Annotated in this window: 10 protein-coding genes and 1 pseudogene; 10 read left to right on the forward strand and 1 reads right to left on the reverse strand. The window is 43.0% G+C overall.

All coding sequences use genetic code 11. The features are described 5' to 3' along the window. Nucleotides 1-98: 98 nt before the first annotated feature. The 9 genes and pseudogenes from ACQEXT_RS15860 to ACQEXT_RS15900 all read left to right on the forward strand — a co-directional run bounded on the left by ACQEXT_RS15860 (nt 99) and on the right by ACQEXT_RS15900 (nt 12,279). A complete protein-coding gene (locus ACQEXT_RS15860; RefSeq protein ID WP_042522411.1) occupies nt 99-929 on the forward strand; it encodes a heteromeric transposase endonuclease subunit TnsA in 831 nt (276 codons plus the stop codon). After that, a complete protein-coding gene (locus ACQEXT_RS15865; protein ID WP_054963231.1) occupies nt 916-3,000 on the forward strand; it encodes a DDE-type integrase/transposase/recombinase in 2,085 nt (694 codons plus the stop codon). The genes ACQEXT_RS15860 and ACQEXT_RS15865 overlap by 14 nt, the downstream gene beginning before the upstream one ends. After that, nucleotides 3,000-4,658 carry an AAA family ATPase gene (locus tag ACQEXT_RS15870; protein WP_054963230.1) on the forward strand — a complete coding sequence of 553 codons (1,659 nt, stop codon included), beginning with the start codon at nt 3,000-3,002 and terminating at the stop codon, nt 4,656-4,658. Before ACQEXT_RS15865 ends, ACQEXT_RS15870 begins: the two co-directional genes overlap by 1 nt. A 17-nt stretch (nt 4,659-4,675) precedes the next feature. Then, nucleotides 4,676-5,119, forward strand: a pseudogene (locus ACQEXT_RS15875) (TniQ family protein); the annotation flags it as partial. 156 nt (nt 5,120-5,275) lie between these two features. Further along, nucleotides 5,276-6,178 carry a TnsD family Tn7-like transposition protein gene (locus tag ACQEXT_RS15880; RefSeq protein WP_225455475.1) on the forward strand — a complete coding sequence of 301 codons (903 nt, stop codon included), beginning with the start codon at nt 5,276-5,278 and terminating at the stop codon, nt 6,176-6,178. A 9-nt stretch (nt 6,179-6,187) separates the two neighbouring features. Further along, complete coding sequence (locus tag ACQEXT_RS15885; protein WP_042522403.1) at nt 6,188-7,816, forward strand: Tn7-like element transposition protein TnsE; 1,629 nt, start codon at nt 6,188-6,190, stop codon at nt 7,814-7,816. A 387-nt stretch (nt 7,817-8,203) separates the two neighbouring features. Continuing rightward, a complete protein-coding gene (locus ACQEXT_RS15890) occupies nt 8,204-8,638 on the forward strand; it encodes a MerR family transcriptional regulator (protein WP_054963228.1) in 435 nt (144 codons plus the stop codon). Between the two features lies 1 nt (nt 8,639). Further along, complete coding sequence (locus tag ACQEXT_RS15895) at nt 8,640-11,360, forward strand: heavy metal translocating P-type ATPase (protein ID WP_054963227.1); 2,721 nt, start codon at nt 8,640-8,642, stop codon at nt 11,358-11,360. Between the two features lie 538 nt (nt 11,361-11,898). Then, nucleotides 11,899-12,279, forward strand: a complete 381-nt coding sequence (locus ACQEXT_RS15900) for a DUF3316 domain-containing protein (protein ID WP_054963226.1) — start codon at nt 11,899-11,901, stop codon at nt 12,277-12,279. 507 nt (nt 12,280-12,786) lie between these two features. On the opposite strand, the gene ACQEXT_RS15905 is transcribed toward ACQEXT_RS15900, so the two are convergent. Further along, nucleotides 12,787-13,200 (reverse strand): MerR family transcriptional regulator, encoded by a 414-nt coding sequence (locus ACQEXT_RS15905; protein ID WP_054963225.1) that lies wholly within the window; start codon nt 13,198-13,200, stop codon nt 12,787-12,789. Nucleotides 13,201-13,276: 76 nt separating this feature from the next. On the opposite strand from ACQEXT_RS15905, the gene ACQEXT_RS15910 reads away from it, so the two are divergent. Next, nucleotides 13,277-13,513: a GDCCVxC domain-containing (seleno)protein gene (locus tag ACQEXT_RS15910; protein ID WP_074181691.1), complete on the forward strand. Its 237-nt coding sequence runs from the start codon at nt 13,277-13,279 to the stop codon at nt 13,511-13,513. Nucleotides 13,514-13,536: the final 23 nt, after the last annotated feature.

Genomic DNA, 13,536 nt, shown 5'->3' on the forward strand with positions numbered 1-13,536 from the left:
AAGTTTGAAACTAAACAATAAAGTTTGAAACTAAGACATTAAAGTTGAAAACTTTTTAAACCCGGTTAAGCTGATTAAAAGTTAACCGGGTTTTTGTTATGGCAAAATCAAAGTATGTTTTAACTGAAAAACAAATCATCAGGCGGATTAAAGAAGGCCGAGGTTCAGGAAAGCTTTCTAACTATAAACCGTGGCTGTACGTGAATGAGGTTCCATCCGAAGGTAGATCTCAAAGAGTCTACTCTCACCTAACGAGCCGCATTCATCATGTGCTATCGGACCTTGAATTCGCTATTTTTCTCCTTCTTGATCATAACCCTGCCGTAACTGACATTCGTGAGCAGTTTCCACTCAATAGGGATGACACGCTAAATATCTGCCAGGAACATCAGCTTTGGCACCCTGCACAAAATGGGGTTAATCAAGTGATGTCGTCAGACTTTTTTGTCAACACCTCTTCTAAAGTTCAGCCTAGATTTGTTATCCAAGCCAAGTATAAAAATGCCCTTAAAGATTCAAGAACTATCGAAAAACTTGAAATTGAACGTCGTTATTGGCAGTTAAAAAAGATCCCGTGGTTCCTAGTCACGGAAAAAGAAATAGATAAAGTCGTTGTGGATAATATTGAGTGGCTATATGGCGTCAAAGGGTATTTCGATGAATTGATTACCGATGAGCTTTTGCTAACGTTTAACCACATGAAAGCTTATTTCTCTCGCATTCCTGACAAAAAAGTGGTTGAAATTGCAAAAGAATATGAGTTGGCTTATGGACAGAAGTTAGGAGACTCTATGTTCGATCTTCGATTGATGTGCGCTGCTAGGCTTATCACGTTTGATATTCGATATCCTTTCCATAGCTTGCGAGCAAGAGACCTTGTATTTAGAGGTGTAGCTTTTGATGAGGGGCACAGCTATGTGGCGAGTTAATGAAACCCTATCATTTGATGGCAAGCCTTATCGCATTCTTTTTACTGAGACAAGCTACTTCTATTGGATTGCTATTGATGAGAACAAAGGTTTACCTGAAAGAGTCTATTTTGATGAATGCTTCAATTGGACTGATGAGGGGCGTTTAGAAAAGATCCCTGACCCCTACTCATACCTCCAAGGTGAGTCTTGGGACGAAGCATCTAGTAGTTATTTGGAAAGCCAACGCAACTATGAACTGATAAAGCCTATCGTTGAAGGCGAAGAGGCATTTGACAAGCGAGTTCGAGCGAGCAGGCTTAATCAGGTTATTGCTGAATCGGGTAAAGGAAAACCTACGATCTATCGACTCTTAAGGCGCTATTGGCAAAGGGGTCAGATTAAGAATGCTCTTTTACCTGATTATAAAAACTCTGGTGCAGGTGGAAAAAGAAGAAACTTCACGACTAGCAAAGCTGGTAGACAGAGGATATATGGCATTGGTCGCGGAGAGCCTGTAACCGAAAGTGTCAGAAAGCAATTTCGAATCATTTGTGATAAGTATCTGATGAACGATAAAGGCTTTTCAATTCGGTATTCGTATATCAAGTTTACTAAGGCTTACAAGCTCAAACACCCTGAAGCTGAAGAGCATGAAATTCCGACACTTCGTCAGTTTCAATACTTTTACAAAACCGAGTATACAAAGGCCACTCAGCTCACTGTTCAGACGCCTCAAGGAAATTACAACAAAGACGTTAGACCACTTCATGGCACAGCTACCGAGCAAGCGTTAGGCCCAGGTAGTCGATACGAAATTGATGCTACCATCGCCGATATTTACCTAGTAGATGACGATGACCCGGACAAGGTTATTGGTCGGCCGACAATTTATATGGTCATTGATGTTTTTAGCCGCATGGTTGCTGGCTTTTATATCGGTTTCGATAACCCATCTTTTCCCGTTGCAATGAAGGCACTGATATGCAGCTTTGATAGCAAAGTAAAAGCCTGTGCAGAATATGGTATCGATATTTCTGAAGAGCAGTGGCCATGTGTAGGTATTCCTGATGTTCTGTTAGCCGATCGCGGTGAATTGATGAGCCATCAAGCCAATTATTTGGTTGATGCTATAGGAGTTCGCCTTGAAAGTGCTCCCCCTCGACGGGGTGACGCCAAAGGTATCGTAGAGAGATCATTTGGCACGTTGCAAGCTAAGTTTAAGCCCTATATGCCAGGTGTCGTAACTGGTAACAAGGTTAAGAAGCATGGTGAAAGAGATTATAGAGTTGAAGCTGCTGTGGCGAGATCAGATTTTATTGAAATACTGCTCTATTCAATACTTGCTCACAACTTAAACAAACCGTTAGAAAAGTACGATCGTGCTCCTGATATGCCAGAAGGCCTTCCATCGATCCCTATTGAGCTTTGGAGATGGGGACTACAGCATCGCACTGGGCGCTTACGAGCCATCGATACGGATATTGCAAAGATACTGCTGTTACCGCGTCAAAAGGTCACTGTATCCGAGTTAGGCGTAAAGTTATGGGGATTAACCTACACAGGAAAAGAAATTATTCAGACAGGTTGGATGCACCGTTCTTCGGAAGTATCTAGACCTAAAAAACTATTTGCAGCCTATGAGCTTGGTTCTGCTAATCACATATATCTGTTTCCTGAAGAAGGAAAAAATACATTTTGGGTTTGTGATCTTTCTAGTCGAAGTAGAGAGTTCCGTGATCTAACTTGGTATCAAGTATGGGAACGTCAAGCAGCTCAAAAGCAGACTTTAGCTGAAGCTAAGTATCAATTTGCAACCGTAGAACGAGATTTTGATGATCTTCTTGAAAAGAAACTGAAGAAAGCTACAAAGAATCGTAAAACCAGTACACTGAGCAACGCGCAAAAGATAAATGACATCAAAGGCAATAAACGGAATGTTCGAGAGCAAGAGAGAAAGGAGTTAGCAATACAGCCAGTTAGGGCTAAACAAGAAGAAGTCGCGTCGGTGATACCTATAAAGGGAGAGGAGGAAAGTTATCAACTGCCTGATTTCATTCCGGAGCTATTTGATGATGAGGATGATAACTGATGAAGAAAAGCCAAGATCATCGTGTAGTAGCCGTCTATCAAAGTGCTACGCTCTCAGTTTATCGAAATAACCCGCTGATAGAGGCATTACCACCGATAAATAGTTTCCTAGACGACTCGATTGCTCTGAAGGGCTCGTTAAGGTGTGCCGCAGAAGATATCCATCGAAATGGCATCGAAAGAGCGCATAGTATCTGTCGTGTTATTGATGATTTTTTCCAGCCCCTCAGTCAGCACATACAGTTGCATGAACGACTTTCATTGATGATACGGCGTGGCTATGTTGGAAGAAATCCCGAAACAGGTGATTGGGCAAGACATATACAAAATGGTTACGAGCGTGTTTTATCTGGTGATTTGAAGGCGATAAAGTTCACGGAAGTTAGTTCTACAGCCCAAAGCATGACATTGATTGGATGTAGCGGAAATGGCAAAACAACGGCGATCAAGCAGCTTTTGTCGTTATACCCTCAAGTTATTTACCACCCTGACAGAAATCTTGAGCAAGTCGTTTATCTAAAAATTGACTGCTCCCATGATGGATCACTGAAAGAGCTGTGCTTGAACTTTTTTCGTGCGATGGATAGAGCATTAGGGACATCCAACTACGAAAGACAATACTCGATGAGCAAAAGACCGAGTATTGAAACACTTTTAGCTGCAATGGCTCAGGTTGCAAACGCTCATGCAGTTGGTGTTCTTATTATTGACGAAATACAGCACCTTAGCCGTTCTCGCTCTGGTGGCTCTGAGAAAATGCTTAATTTCTTTGTGACATTAGTAAATACCATTGGCCTTCCTGTGATTTTGGTTGGAACACCACGAGCCCGCGAGATATTTGAGGCTGATATGAGATCTGCAAGGCGAGGCTCTGGTCTTGGAGCGATTTTTTGGGATCCAATGGAAGAAGGAAGAGAATGGAAAGCGCTCACGGATAAGTTATGGACTCTTCAATGGCTACAAAAACGTGATGAGGTGTTGTCGGATGACATTCGTTCTCTATGGTATGACCTAAGCCAAGGTGTCTTGGATATTGTGGTTAAGCTATATGTCTTGTGTCAGCTGAGAGCAATCGCGACAAAAGTAGAAAGGATCACACCTAAATTAATGCAACAGGTTTACGAGGATGAATTAAAACCTGTTCACCCAATGCTAGCAGCTCTTCGCTCGGGTGATGCCGAAGAAATGATTAAGTTTTCAGATCTTAAACTAAGCAACACTGATAAAAGGTTGCTTGAGCTGCAAAAACAGGTAGCAACAACTGTTCAGCAGACGCCGGAGGAGTTTGCATATCAACAACTCAGAACCGATGAAGAGCGGCGTGTATATATGGCCTTAAAAGATGAGTTTGATTCAACGTTTTTGGCTCCTGTAATACGACAGCTATTTGATCTACATCCTGATTTGACGTGGATCAGCTTACTGCCACTGGTACATGAGCAACTCATTAGCCCTGAACAGACACAATCTAAAACAGAGGCTAAGTCAAGTAAGGGCAAGAGGGCATCCTCAATTAAACAGACGCAATGGCATACCCTTGATAGTGAGGATTTGAGGTTTGTTCACTCTCAATCTGATTCTGATAGCGAAGTGTACACCGCAATGTCAAAGTCGGGTTTGATTTTAGACATTCAGTCATTGCTAGAAAAGGTGGTTTAATATTGCGCTGCTTCCCTGTGCCATACCCAGATGAATTAATCTATAGCTTGGTAGCTAGAGCTGGAATTCGCAGTGCGATAACAAGCTCTAAACAGCTACTAAGTGAAGTGTTTGGTGACAGAAAAGTGATTGCGACAATTGATCTGCCTAGTCATTTATCGTCGATATCAGAGCTGCTCATTAATACGGGACGATTTGACGTCCAACAGCTTATTTATGAACATACAATGTTCCCGATTTACGCTCCTTTTGTTGATGAAAGCATTAGGATTAGAGCGATGGAGCGAATGGAACGTTGCGCTAAGGGCTCTGTTCATCTAATGCTAGGATCCCCAGCTTCTATTGTAAAAACGTCGGATAACTTTTGTGTTTGCCCAGCTTGTGTCGCGGAACAAAAGCAAAAATATGGGGAAAGTTATTGGTCTAGATTGTGGTTTTTGCCATCTTTACCTTACTGCCCTAAGCATGGACTTCTAAGTCAATCGACAACCTCTTACCATGACAGTAGGCACACGTACCATGCATGTAGCCGAATACGATGTCAGCCCCTTTTATGTAACGACCATAATGTAACAGCGCAGCGGTTTGCTTACTTAGCTAGCAAAGCTAAAGAGGTCATGTGTTTACCAGCCCAAGACTCCCCGACTCAGCATCAATGGAGCCTTTTCTACAATCATCTAGCACACGACTTTGGGTGTGGAAAAGGTCCTAAACAGGTTGCTCACGATAAGATTGCAGACTTAGTTGTAAGCAAGATCGTTACCCCTGAGCTAACCATCAATTCTGATAGAGATACTAACTGGCTTCGCACGTTGTTTCGCCGTCATCGTAAAGCTTTTAGCTACCTACAGCACTTAATGGTTTGGTCTGCTTTTATTCCCGAAATGTCGGTTGGTGAAATCATCAAAGAAGTAAAATCAAAAGAGGGAGCGACGATATCCTTCTCGAAGGACAACGTTCATCTTGTGCCAAACTCTAATGAGAAAAAACGTAATCAGTGGCGTGACTTAATAGGGAAGACCCCGATTAAGAAAGCACGCAAACTTCGAGGTGGCGGTGCACTGTATGCTTGGCTTTACCGAAATGATAGAGATTGGCTATTAGCTTTCAATCGAGTCCATCAATCCCAATCTCATGTAAGGCAGAAAAAAGTAGATTGGAACGCAAGAGACCGCTCACTAACTAAGCAGCTTATTAGGATTGTCGAACGATTAGATACCGTTATTGATGGCCCTCGAAGAAGCAAAAATTTCTTACTTAAGCAGCTAGATGATTACGGCTCGGTGAGCAAAAAACTGAACTTATTACCCTTACTATCTCTTACTGTGAATCGGTATCAAGAAAGCGTCTTTGAGTTTCAAGCTCGTCGGCTAGTCATGGCAGTAATTGCAAAATCAAAAAAAGGTTCAGGAATGAGTCGCTGGAAATTGATGCGTTCAGCAAGTCTCCCGAAAGAAAGAATACTGCCAATCGTTGACGATTTGCTCGACTGGGTAGTTATAGGATCAAACATCAAATAAGGAAATGATATGGGAGCTAGGTTTTACAAGTGTGACGATGATGTACGTATAGTCCATACAGGTAAAGTATTAGTACGAACAAGTGATTCGTCTTACCGGCCTTCAATTGAAGTTTGGTGCTATCCACCACAGCAGAAAAATAATTTTCATGCGACTGCATTTTCTAACGTTCCTGCTTTGTATCGAGGAAAAATAATTAATCAAAGAGGGTTATCAGAAAGTTACGCTAAACGAGGAAGTCACAAATTTAGAAGTAATGAGTTCCTTCGACACAGTAGTTTGAGTGAGTTCCCTGACTCAGAGTCAGCAGAGTCTTTGAGAAAGAAAGAGTCAGAGCAACATGCATTTATATTAGACCGAGGCGCTGCCCCTACACTGGTTATTCCTCAGCTTGAGCTGGCAAGGGTCCTATTTTATGCCAGCTCGTACTTATCGCGAGCGTCATTAATGTCTTCTCGTTTGCTTACAGACTTCAAGGTCGAAGTAAACACCAAGGAGGACTATGCCAATATCGAAGTGTTGCAAACATCAAACTTTCCTCCTTCGGCATTCAATGATTCAGCAACGAGAGCAATGTTGAGCTGGTTGCTTATTGATAGCAATGCAAAGCGTTCATTTGAGTCGATTTTTAGATATTTCAACGTCGAAAAGGAACGAGATGTGTCTGCGGGGTATAAGCGTTGGCTATTTCACTTTGATCCGCCACAAATGGCTGGATGGTCTTTCGAATACGAAGGCAGGCTTGATGCAAGTGGTCGCTATTTTCTGGTGGAAAAGATCACAGATATTGAAATTAATGCTCAAATGCCGTCTCGGGTCTACTTCCATAACCCGTCTTTTACGCATCCAGATGAAGGTCAAAAACCAACGTGTGGTGGTGAAGGCCCGGAACCGTATGAGCGCCCAGAAGATCATATTATCGATGATGATCGCGAGGCGTCCGATGCTAACCACGCCTTCTTGCTAGGTGAAAATACCTGCTCAGTAAGGTTTAAAAATAGTTTTTCAACGTCGAAAGCAACAACACCCAAAAGGAGTCATCGACCAGATAGAAGCAAAGATGCAGCTAAGAAAGCTGGTGATAAGGTCAGTACCAATGAGCCTGGCAGTAATGGTGAGATACCTTCGGCAGACATGGGTGGAGGTATGCAAGATGGTACTGATAGGTCTGAGGAGTATGCCTCTCGCTTTACGGCCTTTAACATGATGGTGCAAATGCTAGAGGAAAAATACGCCTGTACAATCATTGATTCTTATACTCACGAGCTGGATCAGGTTGGGCGTAGTAAATGTCACCTGATTGACTCTGGTGCCAAGAGAACGATTCGTTGCGTTGTCGTTGAACGGAACGGCCATATTAATTACTTGATTGAGATAGATGTAACAGGCCTGAATAAATGGATCTCAACCAAATGCGTGCGGCAGAACGATACTCGTAATTGGAAAGAACAGTTTTCTCGAATTAAAATAGGCGTGGTGACAAAGTCTCTTGGATGGCCAACACAAGAAATGGATGCCATGTTTGGCTTCAAAAAGCATATTGGTATATCTCACCCTAAGTCAGTAGAAGGGCACCCGACAGGTATTCCAATCGAATCAATCTTAGATTGGGCAGGGAGGGTTGCTGAGAAACTCTAGTGTTTTTAGCTATGTGGTTAAGCGATTCGTGGCACTACCTGAATCCGGAGAGCCTCCAGATCATTTAGAGTTAATGTTCATTACATTATTGCAATTAGATCCCAATTTATCCCTCACCAATAACATTCCTCTTGAATTTTTCTCAATACGCTTGACCTATGTCTAACACATAGGTTTTAAGCTACAACTAATACACATTGGTAACGAATTGGAGATAGTTATGAGTTGTTGTAACAAAGCCCCAAACGGTGGGAGCAGTGACCCTAAGTTGTTACTTAAACTGTTTATTGGGTTGTTTGTGATTATATTTTTAGTCGCATTTATTTTTGGCTAGCAACATAAAACGAACAAAGTTTCATGTGCACTAAACCTTCAGAGGCATGGATTATGTTGACAACTGAAATTGCGAGAGCAGCAGGTGTGACTGCTGAAACAGTCAGGTTTTACACCAGAAAAGGTCTTCTTTATGCAGAGCGAGATCCTAACAATGGCTACAAGATATACCACCAAAGTGCGGTTAATCGCCTGAAGTTCATTTCTCATGCAAGAGCTATTGGTTTTAGTCTTAGTCAGATTCAAGAAATCATTGATTACTCTGAGCAAGGACTGACTCCTTGCCCTGCTGTAAGGCAAATGCTGACTGATAAAATTGTAGAAACCAAGCAAAAAATCGAAGAATACCAGCGCCATTTAGCCATGATGGAAGCGACTTACACAGAGTGGGATAAAAAACCGGATATGGATCCCAACGGCAACGCATTGTGTTGCCTAATCGAAGACTGGTCTGAGAAGCACCATCAAGTACTACCCGAGGAAAACTAACATGAACACAACACAGTATTCACTAGCACTTTCCGGCATTAATTGTGGCCGATGTGTCGCTAAAATTGTAGATGGGTTACGTGAACGAGACCCTGATGTATCTTTCACTATTAATGATACCAAACATAGAGCAGAGCTTATTACCACGTTAATGCCGGAAAGCGCGATAGAAGTCATTGCAAAGTTAGGATATGCAGCTTCAATACCTACGCAACAAGAGTATCGTACATCAGTATCTAATGTTACTTGCCAACACTGTGTGGGTAAAATCACTAAAGCAATAGTTGAACTGGATGCCTCCGCTCAGGTAGTTGTTGATTTAGACAAACAAACATTGGTGGTGAATGGCAGTTTGAACGGCGATGACATTGAAAGCGTATTAGCCGAACTGGGTTATAGCGGTAATACCGATGACACACAACCACAAACTACGGACGTCATTAAATCGAATAAAGTGAAAACAACACAGGCGGTGGATGTCAGTATTGAGCTGTCATTAATTGGTGTCACTTGCGCAAGTTGTGTTAATACGATTGAAGGTGCGCTTATATCGGTGTCAGGAGTCGACTCTGTTGACGTGAACTTTGCTAATCGCACGGCGACCGTGGTTTCAAGTCAGCCTGCCAGCGTACTTATTGAGGCGATACGAGGCGCAGGATATGACGCAGAAGAAATTGTCGATCAGGCGTTAGCAAGTGACCTCAAAGAAGAGCGTGAAGCTGAGGAGTATCGCTTTAAAGTAAAACAAAGCGTTATTGGTCTTGGTCTTGGCGTACCGTTGATGGTATACGGTCTGTTCGGCGGACCAATGAATGTCAATACGCAATCTGAGCAGTTACTATGGTTGGCCGTAGGCTTAGTGACATTTTTCATTTTAGTCCGTGCGGGTAAGCACTTTTTTACTGGAGCTTGGAAGGCCTTTCTGAACCGTAATGCGAACATGGATACGTTGATAGCGCTGGGAACGGGTACCGCCTGGCTCTATTCAATGGTGGTCGTTGTTGGGCCGCAGTGGCTACCGGAAAGTGCAAGGCATCTCTACTTTGAAGCTACAGCCATGATCATTGGCTTAATCAATTTAGGACAGGCGCTTGAGTTAAAGGCGCGAGGCAGAACTTCGCAGGCTATTAAGCGTTTACTTGACTTGAGAGTCAAAACTGCCATGGTGATTCGTGACGGCAAAGAGATGTCTTTACCGATTGAACAAGTTATCGCAGGCGACTTGATTCGCGTTAGAGCCGGTGAAAAGGTCCCAGTTGATGGTGTGATTACAGAGGGTGAAACAACGATTGATGAGTCTATGCTCACTGGAGAGCCTATTCCTGTGGTTAAACAAGTGGGCAGCTCAGTGTCTGCCGGGACAATTAATGACCACGGAAGTTTCGTTTTTGAGGCTCAGAAAGTGGGCAGTGATACTGTTCTTGCTCAGATCATCAGCATGGTGTCGAACGCGCAAAACTCAAAGCCACCAATCAGTCAGCTAGCCGATAAAGTGTCTTCAGTGTTTGTACCAACCGTGATGATTCTATCGATTCTTACAGCACTGGCTTGGTATAACTTTGGTCCTCAACCTTCCTTAGTTTATATGATTGTGGCAGCAACCTCGGTGTTGATCATCGCATGCCCATGTGCACTTGGTCTTGCAACGCCGATTTCTACTATGATCGGTGTCGGTAAGGCAGCCGAGTTTGGCGGGCTAATCCGAAATGGTGAAGCGCTGCAAAGAGCCAGTGAATTGGATGTCGTCGTATTGGATAAAACTGGCACGATTACTCAAGGTAAACCTGAAGTAACCAATTTTGTCTCGTTGTCAGAAGATTCAGAGCTGCTGCCTCTGGTCAATGCTTTGGAGAAGGGATCTAACCATCCACTAGCGAAAGCGTTAATCGCATTTACTCAAAGTGAGGTACATGATGAAGCGAGCCTACCAGAAGTGTCAGATTTTGAGTCATTAACTGGACTTGGTATTCAGGCTCAGTATGCGAGTCAACGCGTGTTGCTTGGCAATCGCAAGCTGATGAGCCAGTTTAACGTCAATGTTGAATCGGTAGCAGAGTATGCTTTTCAGTGGGAGCAAGAAGCCAACACAGTGGTGTATTTTGCGATAGGCGATCAAGTGCAAGCGCTGTTCGGTATCAGTGACCCGATTCGAGATGATGCTCGAAGTGCGATAAATCGTTTTCACCAGCAAGGCATCCATGTCGTGATGCTAACAGGGGATAATCACAATACAGCGAAAGCGGTGGCATCACTCGCGAATGTTGATGAATATCACGCGGAATTGATGCCTGAGGATAAGCTTCACTGGATTAAGCAGTTGCAAGCGAAAGGGCATGTTGTTGGCATGGTCGGTGATGGTATCAATGATGCGCCAGCACTTGCTCAATCAGACGTTGGCTTTGCTATTGGCAGTGGTACGGATGTCGCGATTGAAAGTGCCGATATTACCTTGATGCGCAGCTCACTCCACGGTATCTCAGATGTGATTGGGATCAGTACTGCCACAATGAAGAATATTAAGCAGAACTTGTGGGGGGCGTTTATCTATAACAGCTTAGGTATTCCCGTGGCTGCAGGGCTTCTGTTTCCGTTCACAGGGTGGCTATTAAGTCCGATCATCGCTGGGGCAGCGATGTCACTGTCCTCTGTTACCGTCGTAACCAATGCGAACCGCTTGCGCTTATATACCCCACCTTCAGCCCCTACAACCAATGAGGAGTAATACCATGTTAGTTAATTTTTTAGGTCTTACAGCAACCGTGTTTATAGTCTGGTGGTTTTGGGGTAAGAAAAAAAACTAAGAAGATAAAAATGCCATAAATCCGCCCCTCCATTGCTGATCTAAGCGTTGCGATAAACTGAGGTTCAGTTAACTGAGTTGAATTTATTTGGAGAGCATGAGGGTGTTTATATAATGGGAAGGCCTTCCTATCCCCATTGGACAAAGAGCTACTTTACAACTGAAAAGTAGCCTTTGCTTTAGATTTAGCAAATAAAGGGCTCACTAGCTGCTGATTTTTGGAAAGGTAGAAAAGGCTATATAAGCAACCGTTACTAGTTTTGGTAATTCAGGTTCTACAGCTTATTGGTGTAACTTTCGACAGACGCCTCTACATTAGTTTAAGTTGAGTTTGTCTTACGTATTAATAAAGGAAACGTGGTCGGAGTTACAATTATGACTAAGATGTCATAAATGGATACCAATAGAGTCAGAACGAAGGTGCTAAATTGAATTCATCAACACCAAAAAGGAAAGACATATGAATACTCTTAACAAGCTTCTTCTGACTACCTCTATTTTGTTCACTAGTGCAGTGACTGTCGCTCAGCCTTTGTATTCGGGAGGTAACTACGTGAGTAGAGTTAATCATGCAACAGTATTGACACAAGCAACTAGCTCTAAGGAGCTCGCTTATAAATTAGGTGCGGAAAAGTTAGCAGAGTTAGAGGGCATGAACGGAAAAGAGCTCGAGTCAGAGTTTATGTTAGTTAGAAACTACGGTAGTAATAGAAACTCAACCCACCTTAAAGAACAGCGATATGTCACAGTCGAAGAAAGGCTAAATAGTCAAGGACAAATGGAGTATGTCGCTCAAGTCCATTTACAAGTACATTATCAAGAACGCGACAGTAATAATTAGATGCGATATTACACCTCTTGTAGTACATATTGCTACAAGAGGTCATACTCATTGAAAATTTTATCACCTATTTTGGCAGTATACTGTACTTGGAAATTGATTTTTTTTCAGGTGTATAATCATAGTGTCAATACTAATACAACTAATTGGCGTGGTTTTCGCTAGTTTGAATAGGCAAGATTATTAGCTATTCGAGATTGATTGGGTTCAGAGGCCACCTAATCGGAGTATAATTAGCTCAATGTATTGAATGTTTGGTGCATCTCGACTCGTATTGGGTTGTTTCAACAACGCATCACGGACCAGAGTCGCAGGCTCTAGTATATCCATAAACAAAGCGATAATTTGCCGCGAGATAATTCCTTTCACTTCATAATTGCGGCAATGGTTTTAACATCATGGCTATTACCGTTGTCGCGAGTCCTTTTGACTAGAACTCGAGCCTGCACATTGTGGCTGTGGAGCACCCTCGAAAACGACGAGTTACAGTAAAACCCTTCTCTCACGCTATTTCTCTACATAAAGCGCATCAATAATCGGACAGTCATCAATAGAATAACGATTTCCTTTGCATTGGCTAACCATCGTATTTAATGCCTTTTTAAGCCTTTGCAGATCGTCTATTTTCTGCTGGACAGCTCTGGCTTGTAACATTGCCATTGCTCTCACCTCGCCACAATAGTGGTCTGGCTCATCAATGAATTTCAGTAATTCTTTTATTTGCTCGATGCTGAATCCTAGCTCGCGGCTGCGGCGAATAAAATTGAGCCGCTTAACATGCGACAAGGCATATACGCGATGGCCGCCTTCAGTTCGTGGCGGATCAGGCATCAGCCCGGTTTTTTCGTAGTAATGTACAGTCTCCACCTTACATCCAGCACGTTCGGCGACCTGGCCGATTGAAAATTGGGGCGAATTCATTTCATTGTACCTTGAACCTGTAGTAACTATAGGTTTTATACTAACAGACATCTATCAACGAACCAGGCGATTATTGATGAAAGACCTTGTAGAGCAATCAGAACTGACCTGCCCAGATTGTGGATATCAGGAAATACTCACCATGCCTCTGGATGCGTGCCAGTGGTTTCACGAATGCTCAAATTGCCATGTTTTACTTAAACCGAAGTCTGGGGACTGTTGTGTTTTCTGTTCCTATGGCTCAGTGCCTTGTCCACCGATCCAACTTCAAGGCACATCCGAGTCTATGGGAGGGTGTTGCCGTGGAGAGTAACCTGCCAGATAAATCCTGGATAC

The organism is Vibrio sp. TRT 29B02, assembly GCF_050113655.1.
Lineage (GTDB): Bacteria > Pseudomonadota > Gammaproteobacteria > Enterobacterales > Vibrionaceae > Vibrio.